The 13,606-nt window shown below is 67.6% G+C and carries 12 protein-coding genes; 1 reads left to right on the top strand and 11 read right to left on the bottom strand.

Translation table 11 applies throughout. The features are described from left to right. Window positions 1–18: 18 nt before the first annotated feature. The 5 genes from NP552_RS01020 to NP552_RS01000 all read right to left on the bottom strand — a co-directional run bounded on the left by NP552_RS01020 (window position 19) and on the right by NP552_RS01000 (window position 6,468). Window positions 19–1,056 carry a FecCD family ABC transporter permease gene (locus tag NP552_RS01020; protein ID WP_054914476.1) on the bottom strand — a complete coding sequence of 346 codons (1,038 nt, stop codon included), beginning with the start codon at window positions 1,054–1,056 and terminating at the stop codon, window positions 19–21. Then, complete coding sequence (locus NP552_RS01015) at window positions 1,053–2,057, bottom strand: FecCD family ABC transporter permease (RefSeq protein ID WP_054914475.1); 1,005 nt, start codon at window positions 2,055–2,057, stop codon at window positions 1,053–1,055. The genes NP552_RS01020 and NP552_RS01015 overlap by 4 nt, the downstream gene beginning before the upstream one ends. Before the next feature lie 3 nt (window positions 2,058–2,060). Continuing rightward, window positions 2,061–2,999 (bottom strand): Fe2+-enterobactin ABC transporter substrate-binding protein, encoded by a 939-nt coding sequence (gene fepB, locus NP552_RS01010; RefSeq protein ID WP_274096294.1) that lies wholly within the window; start codon window positions 2,997–2,999, stop codon window positions 2,061–2,063. A 3-nt stretch (window positions 3,000–3,002) separates the two neighbouring features. Then, window positions 3,003–4,313: an NtaA/DmoA family FMN-dependent monooxygenase gene (locus tag NP552_RS01005; RefSeq protein WP_054914474.1), complete on the bottom strand. Its 1,311-nt coding sequence runs from the start codon at window positions 4,311–4,313 to the stop codon at window positions 3,003–3,005. A 64-nt stretch (window positions 4,314–4,377) separates the two neighbouring features. Next, window positions 4,378–6,468, bottom strand: a complete 2,091-nt coding sequence (locus tag NP552_RS01000; RefSeq protein WP_274096293.1) for a TonB-dependent receptor — start codon at window positions 6,466–6,468, stop codon at window positions 4,378–4,380. A 227-nt stretch (window positions 6,469–6,695) separates the two neighbouring features. On the opposite strand from NP552_RS01000, the gene NP552_RS00995 reads away from it, so the two are divergent. Next, the gene (locus NP552_RS00995) at window positions 6,696–7,484 is read left to right on the top strand and encodes an IclR family transcriptional regulator (RefSeq protein ID WP_426429156.1); all 789 of its coding nucleotides are present in this window, start codon (window positions 6,696–6,698) and stop codon (window positions 7,482–7,484) included. Here NP552_RS00995 and NP552_RS00990 read toward each other — a convergent pair. The 6 genes from NP552_RS00990 to ptrR form a co-directional block, all read right to left on the bottom strand. After that, window positions 7,452–8,276, bottom strand: coding sequence for an ABC transporter ATP-binding protein (locus NP552_RS00990; RefSeq protein WP_043861228.1), 825 nt, complete (start codon window positions 8,274–8,276; stop codon window positions 7,452–7,454). The genes NP552_RS00995 and NP552_RS00990 overlap by 33 nt on opposite strands. An 86-nt stretch (window positions 8,277–8,362) precedes the next feature. Next, complete coding sequence (locus tag NP552_RS00985) at window positions 8,363–9,421, bottom strand: NAD(P)/FAD-dependent oxidoreductase (RefSeq protein ID WP_236176375.1); 1,059 nt, start codon at window positions 9,419–9,421, stop codon at window positions 8,363–8,365. Between the two features lie 5 nt (window positions 9,422–9,426). Beyond that, entirely contained in the window at window positions 9,427–11,370 is a 1,944-nt protein-coding gene (locus tag NP552_RS00980; protein WP_274096292.1) for a LodA/GoxA family CTQ-dependent oxidase, read from the bottom strand. A gap of 130 nt (window positions 11,371–11,500) precedes the next feature. Then, window positions 11,501–11,716, bottom strand: a complete 216-nt coding sequence (locus NP552_RS00975; RefSeq protein ID WP_043861225.1) for a PLD nuclease N-terminal domain-containing protein — start codon at window positions 11,714–11,716, stop codon at window positions 11,501–11,503. An 87-nt stretch (window positions 11,717–11,803) separates the two neighbouring features. Continuing rightward, a complete protein-coding gene (locus NP552_RS00970; protein ID WP_043861224.1) occupies window positions 11,804–12,550 on the bottom strand; it encodes a hypothetical protein in 747 nt (248 codons plus the stop codon). 118 nt (window positions 12,551–12,668) lie between these two features. Further along, the gene (gene ptrR, locus NP552_RS00965) at window positions 12,669–13,541 is read right to left on the bottom strand and encodes a putrescine utilization regulator PtrR (RefSeq protein WP_088515131.1); all 873 of its coding nucleotides are present in this window, start codon (window positions 13,539–13,541) and stop codon (window positions 12,669–12,671) included. Window positions 13,542–13,606: the final 65 nt, after the last annotated feature.

Here is a 13,606-nt window from a genome sequence, read left to right as displayed (position 1 = left end):
CGACGTGTCGTCCTCCTTTCAGGCACGCCGATTGCGCGCCAGCAGCCACAGCAGGTACACCCCGCCCAGCAGGCCGGTGGTCAGGCCGATGGGCAGGTTGAGGTTGGCCACAAAACGCTGGCTGAGCAGGTCGGCGGCCAACAGCAGTACCGCCCCCATCAGCGCTGCGCTCACCAGCGGCACCTGCGCCGAGGTGGTCAGGCGCCGTGCCAGCTGCGGCGCGGCCAGGGCGATGAAACTGATCGGGCCGGCCGCCGCGGTGGCGATCGCGGTCAGGCCCACCGCCGCCATCACCATCAGCAAGCGGGTACGCTCCACCGCCACACCCAGCTGGGCGGCGCTGTCGTCACCCAGTTCGAGGATGTTCAGGCGCCGTGCGTGGTACACCGCCACCGGCACCACCAGCAGCAGGCCCAGCGCCGCCGGCAGCACATGCGACCAGGTGCGGGTGTTGAGCGAGCCGGCCAGCCAGATCTGCGCCGACATGGCCTGGTCGAGGTTGCCCATCACCAGCAGCACGGTGTTGAGCCCCGAGAGCATCGCGCCCACCCCGATGCCCACCAGCACCAGGCGATAGCCGCCGGTGGTGCGGCCCTTCATCGACAGCACGAACACCAGCGCAGCGGTGCCCACGCCGGCGATCACCGCCGCCAGCGACGCCCCCAGCGGGCCGGCATCGAACAGGATGATCTGCACGATCGCCCCGCTCGCCGCCCCGGTGGTGAAGCCGATGATGTCGGGCGAGCCCAGCGCGTTGCGCGAGATGGACTGGAAGATCGAGCCGGCCATGCCCAATGCAGCGCCCACGCACAGCGCGGTGAGCACCCGGGGCAGGCGCACGCGCAGCACGATGCGCTCGGTGGTCGGGCTCGGCCCTGCCCCCAGCAGGCTGGCCAGCACCTGGCCCGGCGTCAACGGCAAGGTGCCGATGCCCAGCAGCAGCACCCCCAGCCCCAGGGCCAGCAGCACCAGCACGGCACACACCAGCACCCCCCGGGGCTGCCAGCGAAACGACAGGGCGGCCAGGCGGACGACCCGTGTAGCGGTAGTGTTCATAGCTTGCTCAACCGGAATGTGCGCACCAGCGCGATAAAGAACGGCCCGCCGATCAGCAGCGCGACGATACCCGCCGCCACTTCCGCCGGCGCCGCCACGACCCGGCCCAGCACATCGGCCCCCAGCAGCAGCACGCCGGCAAACAGTGCCGAGTACGGCAGGATCCAGCGGTAGTCCGGGCCCACCAGCAGGCGCGCCAGGTGCGGCGCCACCAGCCCCACAAAGCCGATCGGCCCGGCAGCGGCGGTGGCAGCGCCGGCCAGCAGCATCACTGCCAGGCAGGCCAGCAGCCAGGTGAGGCGCACGTTCACCCCCAGCGCCAGGCCCAGGTCCTTGCCCAGGGCCATGGCATTGAGGCTGCCGGCCAGCGCCAGCACCGTGACAGCGCCCGGCACCACGGCCATCGCCAGCACCCCCACCGCCTCGAAGCCGCTCTTTTCCAGCGAGCCCGATGCCCAGTGGCGAAACTGGTCGAACACCTGCGCCGGCGCATTGAGGATGATGATGCCGGTGACCGAGGCCAGCATCACCGACAGACCGGCGCCGGCCAGCACCAGGCGCACCGGGTTGGTGCCGGTCTCCTGGGCACGGCCCAGCATGAACACGGCCACCCCGGCCAGCCCGGCGCCGACGAAGGCGCACCACACGTAGCCGCTCATGCTGCTCAGGCCCAGCACGGCCACACCGACGATCACCCCTACCCCGGCCCCGGCGTTGATGCCCAGCAGGCCCGGTTCGGCCAGCGGATTGCGGGTCACCGCCTGCATGATCGCACCGGCCAGGCCCAGCGCCAGCCCGGCCAGTATCGCCACCAGCGTGCGCGGCACCCGCAGTTCGCGCACGATCAGGTGCTGGTCATCGAGCCGGTCGTAGGCCGACAGCGCCTCGAATACCTGGGCCACGCCGATGCTGCGCGACCCCACCACCAGGCTCGCCAGCACCGCCACGACCAGCAACAGCAGCCCCAGCAGCAGGCCCTGACAACGTCTTGATCGCACCATGGCTCAGGGGTACGCCCGCGCCACGGCGTCGATCATCTCGCGCCCGGAGTAGTAGTCGATGCGAAACGAACTGGGGCCCAGTGCATACACCCGCTTGTGCACCACTGCCGGCAGGTTGGCCAGCACCGGGTCGGCGAGAAACGCCTGCACGTCGGCGTCGCTGCCGCCCAGCAGGAACACCGTGTCGCCGGTGATGGCCGCCGAGAGGTTTTCACGGGAGATGAAGTCCACGTCGGAGCTGCGCTTGACCTGCCCTTGCAACCCTTGCGGCAAGCCGGCCACTGCGAACCCGAGAGCTGCCAGCAGCTGCGCATGGGGGCTGTCCAGGCGCGCTACCGAATAGCTGCCACCCAGGTTGTAACCCACCACGCTGACCGCGCCGGCAGGTGGAGTGATGCGCGCTGCAACCTGCGCGGCGTAGGCGTCGAAGCGCTCGATGGCCGCCTCGGCCTGGGCCTGCAGGCCGCTGGCCTGCCCCAGTTGGCGCGCCAGCTCCTGCCAGCTGTGGTTGGCGTAGTTGACCACCACCGTGTCGATACCCTGGGCCTGCAGCTCGGCCTGGTGGGGCAGCACACTGTCGGCCCCGGTGGCCGACACCACCAGCAGGTCGGGTGCCTGCCCGACCACCGCTTCGAGGTCGAACACCAGGTTCTTGTACAGCACCTGCACACCGCGCTGGTCGGCCACCTCGGCCCACTGGGTGAAGAAGCCCTTGGCATCGGAGATGCGGCTGGGCGTGGTCGCGGCACTGGCCACCAACGGCGCGTCCATGGCCAGCAGGATGCCGGTCACGCTCGGCGAGGTGGACACGATGCGCTTGGGCGAGGCCTGCGCCGACGCCGTCGGCGCCTCGTCCGCAAGCTCGGCGGGCTGCCGGGCCAGCCACAGGGCGACGCTGGCCACAGCGACGATGGCCAGCACGGCCACCACAATCTTTTTCATCGTCTAGCCCTGCTCGTCAAGGTGGTGGGCGAAGGTCGAGCCGCTGTAGCCCTTGCGGAACAGGCCGGCCTGCACCAGGCGTGGCATCAACTGGTCGAGAAACAGGTTCAGCGACTCGACCGAGCCACCGGGCGCGGCAATGAAGCCGTCGATGGCGCCACTGGCAGCCCAGTCCGCGATCTGCTCGAAGGCATCGTCGACGGTGCCGACCACCTGCCAGTGCGCCGCCGAAATCACCTCGGGGCGCAGCAGCAGCTGGTCGATGCTCAGCGACTCGCGCTCGATCAGGCGGCGCAGCAGGCTGCTGTGGGTACGGCTGGAGGCGTCCGGCGCAACCACCGGCAGGTCGGCGCGGGTCACCGGGCGGTCGAGGGGCCAGTCGGCCAGGTCCAGCCCGGTCATTTCCTTGATCGAGGCCAGCTTGCGCGCGCGGTTCATGCGCCCGTGGGTTTGCATGAACACCGCCCGGGCCTGCTCGCGGGTGTCGGCCAGGTACAGGCTCAGGCCCGGCAGCAGGCGGATCGCCTGCGCCGAGCGGCCGTGGCGTTCGGCGCGCCGGCCCAGGTCACGGCGCAGTTCAAGCGCCGCTTCCTTGTCGGGCGTGGGTGCGAACACCAGGTCGGCCACCGAGGCGGCGAAATCCCGCCCCGACTCCGAGGCACCGGCCTGGATCAGCGGAATGCGCGTGCCGGGGAAGGCTGGCAGGTTCAGCGGGCCCTTGACCTTGAGGTAGGTGCCCTCATGGTTGACCGGGCGCACCTGGGTGGTGTCGGCATAGCAGCCATTGGCACGGTCGATGGTCAGCGCCTCGAACGGGAAGCTGCCCCACAGCTGGTGCACCAGCTCGGTGAACTCGGCCGCCCGCGCATAGCGCTCGTCGGCGTCGGGCATCTGCTCAAGGCCGAAGTTCTCGTGCCCCTGCAAGGCGGTGACGATGTTCCAGCCCACGCGCCCGTTGCTGATCCAGTTCAGCGACTGCAGCTGGCGCGCCACCACATACGGCGGATAGAAGGTGGTCGACACCGTCGACACCAGGCCGATGTGCGAGGTCTGCTGGGCCACGGCGGCCAGCAGGATGGTGGGGTCGAGGCTGGTGAAGCCAGGGCCGCTTTCGAGCATTTCCACCGGCAGGCAGCTGACGTCGGGGCGGAACACGAAGTCCAGGTGCGCCGCTTCGGCGCGCTGCGCCAGATCGATGGCAAAGGCACTGGTGAACAGGCCCTCGACGTTGCTGTCGGCGCGCCGCCAGGCGTCGCCGCTGAGCCAGGTGGGGGCCAGTGAAAGGCCGATATGGAGTCGCTTGGGCGAGGTCATCAAAGCTCCGGGTGCAAGTGATCGAGTACGGCGGCCCCAGGGCCGCCGTTGACAGTGGGTTGATTCAGAACGAGCCCTTGACGCCCACGCCGAACATGCGTGGCGTGGTCATGCTCGCCTCGGTGCCGCCGATGCCGCGGTTCTGCTGCAGGTAGGTGGCCGAGCGGTCGTCGAACACGTTCTTGACGTAGCCGTACAGTTCCACCGCCGGGGTGAACTGGTAGCTGGCGCGGGCATCGGTCAGGGTGTAGGAGTCGACCGAATACGACGAGTTGTTGGCCGTGTCGGAGTAGTAGCCGTCGATATGCCGCACCTGGGCCGACAGGTTGAGCTTGTCGGTCACGTCCCAGCTGGGCCCGAAGCTCAGGGTGTAGCCGGGCGACTTGGCAAACTCGTTGGCCTGGTAGCTGTCGTTGCTGGTGATGCGGTCGATGCGCGTGCGCAGGGTGCCGGCGCTGGCCTTGAGGGTCAGGCTGTCGAGCAGCTGGTAGTCGGCGCTCAGTTCCATGCCGTAGGCGTGGGCCTTCTCGGCATTGATGGTGTAGGACTGGCTGATCCCGGTGGAGATCACCACCGGAATGTTGTACTGCGAATCCTTCATGTCCATGTAGAACAGGTTGCCGCTCAGGCGCAGGCGGTCATCGAACAGGCTGGCGCGGGTGAACAGCTCGTAGTTCCACACCGACTCTTCCTTGAAGTACTGCCATTGGCGCGTCGACAGGTTGAGCGAGACACCGCCCGGGTTGTAGCCGCGGCTGACCATCGCGCCCACGGTCCAGTCCGGGGTCGCGGCGTAGGCCAGCGATACCTTGGGCAGCACGGCGGTGAAGGTCTTCTGGTAGTCCAGCGCAGTGGGCGCCAGCACCGAGTTGCCGTCGCGCTCGATACGGTCCTGCTGGAAGCGCAGGCCCGTGCTCAGGGTCCACAGGTCGCTCAGGCGGTAGTTCAGCTCGCCGAAGAGGCCGAGGTTTTCCTTGGTGTCGTCGAACGCCGACAGCCCGGCCAGGTTGAGGGTTTCGTCGGTCCTGGTGCGCGCCACGTAGAGGCCGGTGGCGCCGCTGAGCACGCTGTGCTGGTCACCGAACACCAGGCGGGTTTCGTTGGACAGGTTCTTCTGCTTGATGTCGGCGTCGCCCTGCCCCGGGATGCCGGTGTAGCGCTGCACGCTGGACAACGAATACTGCGCCTGGTTGATCAGCTTGAGGCCGTTGTCGAAGTCGTAGCTCACGTCCAGCACGCTGGTGTTGGTGCTCTGCTCCCAGCTGGGCATGGTCGTGGTGGTGTGGTCGAGCTTGTGGTACGGCGCCGAAGCGGCTTCCTGGGTGGGGCGGTTGCTCTCGTTGTGCGAGAAGGTGAACTTGGCCTCCAGCCCCTGGATGTCGGTGGGCAGCCATAGCAGCTTGGCGCGGGTGGTGAGCGCGCTGAAGTCGTGGTCGGTCTTGCCCTTCTGGAAGTTGGGGTTGGTGTAGTCGATGAAGGTATCGCGCGCCGAGTAGTCCACTGCCAGGCGCCCGGCCAGGTCGGTACCCATCAGCGGCCCGGACAGCGCGATGGAGGTGCGCTTGGCGTTGTAGTTGCCGATCTCGGCCTGGTAGGCGGCCTCGGGGGTGAAGGTCGGGTCCTTGGTGTTGACGATGATCGCGCCGGCGATGGCGTTGGCGCCTTGCGAGGTGGTCTGCGGGCCGCGGAACACCTCGATGCTGTCCACGTCCCACACCGAGGTGGCGCCGAAGAACATCTCGTTGTAGTTCAGGTAGTGGCCGTCCAGGTTGATGGTGGCCCGTGGCACGGTGCCGCCCCAGAACTGGTTCTGCCCGTTGTTCGGGCCCTGGGTGTCCTGGCCGCGGATGATCGGCGCGCCTACCGAGTCGGTGTAGATCACGTTGGGCACGTCATTGAGCACTTCATGCACGCTGGCGTTGCCGGTGTTCTGGCGCTCGATGTCGCGGGCAGTCTTGACCGACACCGAGGAGGCGGTGTTCTTCAGGTCACGCTCGAGCTTTTCCCCGGTGATCATGATCGGTTCGAAGGTGACTGCGCCTTTGCGCGGGGCAGCAACGGCATCATCGGCCATCGCGGGCGCCATGCCGAGCACGGTCGCCAGGGTCAGCACGCTGAAACCGCAGGTGAGTTCAAGGGGTGAATAGGCCTTCAAGATACGCTCCAAATGATAATCATAATCGTTTGTGCGAAAGGTATCATGTGGCCACTTCGTTCCTCAATAGAGAATTCATTCTGCAATGTGGTAAATCCAGGGGCCCGGCCAGCGCTCGGAAAAGTCGGTATCATGCGCACCGACGCCGCGCACAAGCGGCGCGCACTTGATGCCTGATGAGGACCAGCCGCCAGCCGGCGATGAGGAGAGGCCCGTTGAAAAAAACCATTCCAGCTGCGGATGACGCCCCGCACGCGCCGGGCGAAAAACGTTCGGGCACCATTCAGTCCGTCGCCATCGCCGCCCGCTTTCTCAACGTACTGGCCAGCGCCGAGCACGAACTGGCCCTGGGGGAAGTGGCGCGGCGCACCCAGACCGGCGCGTCCACCGCGCACCGCTACCTGCAGAGTCTGGTCAAGGAGGGCCTGGCCAGGCAGGACCCGGCCAGCAGCCTGTACGACCTGGGCCCGGCGGCGCTGAGCATCGGTATCGGTGCGCTCAAGCGGGTGGATGCAGTGGAGATCGCCGCGCAGCACATGAAGGCGCTGGCCCACCAGCATGCGGCCAGCGGCGGCGTGGCGATCTGGACCGACCGTGGCCCGACGCTGGTGCGCTGGTACCGCAGCGCGTTCTTCTCGATCAACCCGCTGGCCCTGGGCGACGTGCTGCCCATCGACAACACCGCCTGCGGGCTGGTGTTCCAGGCCTTCCTGCCCAAGGCCACCATCGATGCGGCGCGCAAGCTGCAACCGGCGCACTTTCGCGGCACGGCGCCGGCCAAGGCTGTGCTGGACGAGGTGCGCAGCAGCCGCTGGGCCGAGAAGACCAGCCACCTGCTGTCGAATGTCACCGGGCAGGCCGCGCCGGTGTTCGACGCCCAGGGCGAGATCGTGTGTGTGGTGACCACGGTGACCGACCTGGGTCAGCTCAAGACGCCCGAAGACCGCGATGCGCTGTTCCGGGCGGCCAGCCGGGTCAACCAGTCAACCGGCGGCCTGCCGTGGCAAGGCGCCTGACACCACCGCCCGCTCGCGCGACAAGGGCACCAGCAGCGGCGTGCCGCTGACCGGGTCGGCGATGATCATCGAGGCCACGCCGAACACCTCCTGCACCAGGGCCTCGGTGAAGATGCGCGCCGGGTCGCCCTGGGCGACGATGGCGCCGGCCTTCATGGCGATCAGGTGCGAGGCATAGCGGCACGCCTGGTTGAGGTCATGCAGCACCGCAACGATGGTGCGGCCCTGGCGATTGAGCTCGGCCAGCAGTTCCAGCAGTTCGATCTGGTGCGCGATATCGAGGTAGGTGGTGGGCTCGTCGAGCAGCAGTACCGGCGTCTGCTGCGCCAGCACCATGGCGATCCATACCCGCTGGCGCTGGCCGCCGGACAACTCCTGCAGCAGGCGCTCGGACAGCTCGCTGACCTGCGCCGCCTGCATGGCTGCGGTCACGGCCTGTTCGTCGGCCTGCGACCATTGGCGCAGGAACGACTGGTGCGGGTAGCGCCCGCGGGCCACCAGGTCGGCCACGGTGATGCCGTCGGGCGCAACCGCGCTCTGGGGCAGCAGGCCGAGCCGCCGGGCCACGTCCTTGGCCGCGAGCGTGTGAATATCGACCTGATCGAGCAGCACCGTGCCGCTCGAAGGCACCAGCAGGCGCGACAAGGCCCGCAGCAAGGTGGATTTGCCACAGGCATTGGGGCCGACGATGACGGTAAAGGACCCTTCGGTGATAGCCACCGAAAGGTCCGTGGAGATCGTGCGCTGGTCGTAGCGAAGCGTCACGGCGTCAGCCTGCAGGCGATACGTCATGGAGAGGGTGTTCCAGTGAAGGGATTCGGCGCCAGTATTGCAGATGAGGAATTTATTCCGCAATCCGGAACGCCGGCGCCCTGCCCTCAGCCCGCCGCCATCAACGGCTGGCACTGCGCGTAGTGCCGCGCCAGGCCCTTGAGCGAATGCCCCAGGGTGATACGGGTGTGCCGGTCGTACTGGTGCAGCAGGTCCAGACGGCCCTGCTGCAACCTGGCCAGGATGGCGCGGGCAGCCAGGTCGGTGGCACCCAGGGCGTGGGTCAGCCCCTGGGACGACACCGGGTCGAAGGCGATGGCCGCCTCGCCCACTGCCAGCCAGTGCGCCGATGCACAGCGCTGCAATGCACTACAGCCGGCATCCAGCACCTGAACCTGCGCTGCGGCCAGTTCGTCGGCACCTGCATAGCGCTGCATCAGGCGCGTGCGCTGCAGTTGCTCGGCCAACTGCGGCGCGGTGCGCTGACCGTCACCGCCGGGAAAGAAGCGCACCAGGTGACGCTGGCCGCTGGCGGTGGTGGCCCCGGACCACCAGCCCTGGGCATCCGCCTCGATCAGCAGCCACTCGGTGTCGGCCAGTTCCGAGCCACCTCGCGGCAGGCGCGCCGCGACGGCCACCTGGCGACTCAGGCGCTGGCGCCGTGCCCCGCCGAGCCGGGCGATGCAACTGGCCTTGCCGGTGGCATCCACCACGAAACGTGCCTGCCCGCGCCAGGGGTGTTCACCTCGCCGACCGCCCAGGGTAATGCTGTCGTCGGCAAAATCGGCATGGGTCACCCGCACATCGTCTTCACGGTTGATCCCAAGCGCCGCCGCCCTTTCCCGCAGCCGGGCGTCGAACACCCGTCGTTCCAGGAACGCGCCATGGGCGGCGCGCTCGCAGAAGTAGTCGCGAAATACCGGCTCGCTGGTCAGCCAGATCGACTGCACGCCGCAGCAGCGTCGCGCCACGGTGCTGTCGTCGAGCAGGTCGGCGTGCCCCAGTGCGGCAAGTGCAGGCAACGCCTCGGGGGACAGGCACTCGCCGGGGCGCAGCGCAGCCTCGGGTTCACGCTCCACCAGCCCCACCTGCAACCCGGCCTGCACCAGGCGGATGGCCAGCGCCGTGCCGGCCGGCCCGGCGCCCACCACCAGCACGTCGTGCACGGGGTTCAAATCTCGTCCCTGCGCAGCCGACGACGTGGCGGTACCTTCTGCCTGGGCGGCTCCAGTTCGGTCTCGCCCAGCAACGGTGGCGGCGAATCCAGGGCCTCGATCACCGCCAGCAGGTCGAGCTTGGCATTGGAGCCGGTGACCCGCTCGGGCCGCCCGCTTTCGATCCAGGCCCGCGCCGGCAACCCCAGTGCGGTCGCCTCGGGGGTGGCGTCGTGGGCCAGCAGAATGCCCAACTCCCACCAGTGGCTCACCATCAGGTTGATGCGCGTGAAGTAGCTGCCCTTCAGGTCGCGCAGCCAGTCCTCGCGGTAGGAAAAGTGCTTGAGCTGCTGCGCTGGCGTGGTACGTCTTGCGCCCACACGCTCCCACGCCTCGCTGCTCAGTACCTGGTTGGGCACGCGGGCCCCCCAGTAGCTGGGGAACGACAGGTAGGTACTGGGCTCGTACTCGGCATCCGACAGGCACGAGGCCTCGTCGGTCTGCCACGGCACGCCCAGCGCGCGGGTCAGCGAACCCGGGCCCACGCCGTCCAGCGGGCCCTGGGGTGCCAGGCACACCTGTGGCGTGAGTTCGTCACCGAAATCCTGGCGCACCGCCTGCCCCTGGGGCAGTACCGCCAGGCGATAAGGGCTGCGCCACACGCTGGGCACGCGCATGAACCAGGTCAGTTCGATGCCCGGGTGGAACGGGCCGCCCAGGCATTCATGCAGGCCGGCGCGGTCCAGCGCCTGGGCCTGGGCGCGCGGTTCGAGCGTATCGAAGTCTTCCGGTACCGGCGCGCCCTGCCAGTCGGCGACGAATTCGCCTTGCGCCCACTGGCTCAAGGCCTGGTACATCAGCGGGGTGACCGCGAGCCCGACCGCGGATGGCGGCTGGGGGTCGAGGTCATAGTCGCCGTAATAGTCGCCGTACAGGGGCAACAGCGCCGGGGCGAACTCGGCGGTGCTGGCGGGGTCGCGAAACAGCGCGAAGACCTTGCGCCGAAAGTCCGCACTGGCCTCACCGGGGTCGGCCAGCCGGGCCACCACGTCGGGGTTCTGGGTATCGAGTGGCGAACCGTGGCCGCTGAGCATGAACAGGCCCTGGTTGGTCCACTGCATGTGGGTCATGCGCTCGAAGATCGGCCAGATATCGCGGGTGAACGAACAGCCCGGTTCGGCCGGCAGCTGACCCTGGCGCACGAACAGGTCGCGCACCACCTCTTCCATGGTGACCACGCCAAACAGCCCTGGCGCGTAGTTGGGGGGCGTCACCACCAGGTAGCCGGGCTCGGCATCCAGGCGCTGGCCGTTGTTGAACGTCACCCGTGCGTACACCGGGCCGTCCGACACGTCGTCGTGCCAGTCGTCGTTGTTGGCGAAGGTTGTCGGTGGGGTCTTGTCCACCCGCGGTGCGCTGTGGCCGTGCCCGCCGAGGGCGATCAGGCGCCCGGCCTCGTCGGTGCGCAGTTCGCCCAGGTACACGGGTTTGCCGTGGAAGGTGCCGGTGTCGAAATGAAAGGGCTTGCCTTGCTGGCGGCGGCCGCTGATGGTCCTGGGGCCGGGGCGGATGTCCAGGGCCTGGCGCTGCGCGCCGGTCACGTGCGGGTTGCGTCGTTTTTCGGCGATGGCGTACTGGCCGGGCAGGTCCATGGCATTTTCGAAGGCGTACCAGCCGGCCTTGAGGTTGGCGACTTCCACGGTCCATTCGATCTGCACGCCGTCGTCCAGGCTCAGCTCCTGTACGGTGCCGTCGTGCAGTTCGGCATAGAGGCGAAAGCGCACAGCCTGGCGCCGCACCTGGCCCCTGGCATCGCGAAATTGCCCGTCGGCGCTGCTGGCCAGTGCCCCTGGCACCTGCGCGGCGAGCACGTACTCCTCATCGCCATCGGCGTTGCCGACACGGGCAACGCCGAGCCCTGGGTGCACACGAATGGATTTGATCGATGCCGGGCTGATCATGGCCGTCTAGCCTCCTTGCCAGTGGGGTCTGCGCGAATGCGCAATTTCGCGCTCAACGCTAGATGGCGAATGGAGGGGTGTCAAATGGCCATGTCAGCCAGCAATCCGAAGCTCAATTTGCGCCGTTGAGTCAGCCGTTGCGAGAGGCCGCGTTGTTGTTGATCGCCTTGGGCCCCGCCACGCCCCACACGATCAGGCCGACCAGCGGCACGAACACCACCAGCACGATCCACAACATCTTGCGGTCGGCCTTGCTCTTGCTGCCGATGATGCTCTTGATGGCCCACAGTTCCACCAGGGCCAGGATTACCGCCAATGTGATCCAGATATAACCGTTGTTTTGCATGCGTCATCTCCCGAATGGTATTGCGTTAGGTCAGGCGACGCCGCGATGGTTCAGTGAATCTGCGCCCAAAGGCGCCAGGCAGACACCTCACTGCACCGGCAGAAAGTTCATCAGCAACAGGCTCTGCGCATAGTTCAGGCCGATGCGCCGGTAGCGCTCGTCGAGCATCTGGGTCAGCAGGTCCAGGCGCGCGACGATCTTGCCGAACTCCACGGCAAAGCTCAGGTTGCTGCCCGCCTCGGAGATTTCGTTGGAGAACAGCAACAGCACGCCATTGGCATCCTGGCGCTGGCTCAGCAGCCAGGTGGCCTTCTCGATGTTGCGCGCTGCGTTGCTGACGAACTGCGGGTCGATGGTGTCGGTGATGAAGAATTCGGTACGCCCGCCATGGGCGGTCACCAGCATGCTGCCGATGGCGTAGATGAACGCGCCAACGCGATCGCCCCTGAACTCCGGGCTCAGGGCATAGCTCAGTGCCGCCAGGTCGCGGCGCTCGCCCAGCTGCGGCAAGGCCTGGCGCTGCTCGATGGCCTGGCGGATCTGCCGCTCGGCACTGGCAGCATCGAGAAAGCCCGATTCGCGCCACTGGTTGGGGTTGCGCAGGTACAGCTTGCTCATCAACAGGTACAGGCTCTGCAGGTTGTCCTGCATCGACAGCGTGGCCATGCGATCGACGCTGGTCTGGAACAGTTCCTGGGGCCGGCCGTTGCCCAGCTGGGTGGCGATATCGCGCCCCTGCTGCTGGGTACAGCCAGCGGCGCAGGCCATCAGCGTGCCCGCCAGCAACAGCCGGCGCAGCACGCGCTGGGGTGGAACGCAAAGCGGATAAACCATCGGCACCGGGGTCTGAATTCACGGGCCGCGTTGGGGATCGACGCGGCCTGGCGATGAATAGAGCCGAAAAAACGCAAAAAGTGCGATAACCGCCAGACCGCAGTGGCGCCACGCCGCACTATTGGAGCACCGCGCCCCGCTCCTCCAGCAGTTTCACGAACATCGCCAGGCTGCGCGACACCGTGCCGCTGCGCCATACCAGCCAGGTGCGCAGGTAGCGAAAACGTTGCGACATCGGCCACACGCTGACCGTGGCGCACCCCGGCATGCTCTCGAGCATGCTGCGTGGCATCAGCGCCAGCCCCGCCCCTGCGCTCACGCAGGCGAGCATGCCGTGGTAGCTCTCCAGTTCGAAGATCTTGCCCGGCACGGCGGCATCCTGGGTGAACCAGCGCTCGAAATGATGGCGGTACGAACAGTTGGCCCGGAACGCATAGATGCTCTGCCCGTTGACGTCCTGGCCACGGTGGATCGGCGCATGGTTGAGCGGCGCGATGATTACCATCTCCTCCTCGAACACCGGCACGCCCTCCAGCGAGGGGTGCAGCACCGGGCCGTCGACGAAGGCCGCCGCCAGGCGTCCCGACAGCACGCCCTCGATCATGGTGCCCGACGGCCCGGTGGAGAGGTCCAGCTCGACCTTGGCGTACTGCTGGTTGTAGGCCGCCAGCAACGCGGGGATGCGCACCGCTGCGGTACTTTCCAGCGAGCCCAGCGAGAACGCCCCCTGGGGTTCCTCCCCCGCCACGGTCAGGCGGGCCTCCTCCACCAAGGCCAGGATGCGCTTGGCGTACTCCAGGAAGGTCCAGCCGGCCGGCGAGAGGCGCAGGCGCAGCTTTTCACGAATGAACAGCTCCACCCCCAGGTCGGCTTCCAGCTGCTTGATCCGCGTGGTCAGGTTCGACGGCACGCGGTGGATGTGCTGGGCGGCTGCGCTGATGCTGCCGTGCTCGGCCACGGCGGTGAAGATCTCAAGCTGTACCAGGTCCAAAAACATTCTCCAAACGTGAAAGAAACCGTTTTTATTATTCAGTTTTCGAAAGATTAGCACGGCAT

Origin of the sequence: Pseudomonas sp. 8209, from assembly GCF_028682105.1 — a bacterium.
GTDB classification, from domain to species: Bacteria; Pseudomonadota; Gammaproteobacteria; order Pseudomonadales; family Pseudomonadaceae; genus Aquipseudomonas; species Aquipseudomonas palmensis.
The sequence above is the reverse complement of the archived record's forward strand: the minus strand, read 5'-3'. Positions and strand labels throughout refer to the sequence as shown.

Bases quoted from the DNA above. Each gene is read 5' to 3' on its own strand.
- NP552_RS01015 (WP_054914475.1), bottom strand. From the start codon at position 2,057: ATGGTGCGATCAAGACGTTGTCAGGGCCTGCTGCTGGGGCTGCTGTTG.
- fepB (WP_274096294.1), bottom strand. From the start codon at position 2,999: ATGAAAAAGATTGTGGTGGCCGTGCTGGCCATCGTCGCTGTGGCCAGC.
- NP552_RS01005 (WP_054914474.1), bottom strand. From the start codon at position 4,313: ATGACCTCGCCCAAGCGACTCCATATCGGCCTTTCACTGGCCCCCACC.
- NP552_RS00990 (WP_043861228.1), bottom strand. From the start codon at position 8,276: ATGACGTATCGCCTGCAGGCTGACGCCGTGACGCTTCGCTACGACCAG.
- NP552_RS00970 (WP_043861224.1), bottom strand. From the start codon at position 12,550: ATGGTTTATCCGCTTTGCGTTCCACCCCAGCGCGTGCTGCGCCGGCTG.
- NP552_RS00980 (WP_274096292.1), bottom strand. From the start codon at position 11,370: ATGATCAGCCCGGCATCGATCAAATCCATTCGTGTGCACCCAGGGCTC.
- NP552_RS01020 (WP_054914476.1), bottom strand. From the start codon at position 1,056: ATGAACACTACCGCTACACGGGTCGTCCGCCTGGCCGCCCTGTCGTTT.
- NP552_RS00975 (WP_043861225.1), bottom strand. From the start codon at position 11,716: ATGCAAAACAACGGTTATATCTGGATCACATTGGCGGTAATCCTGGCC.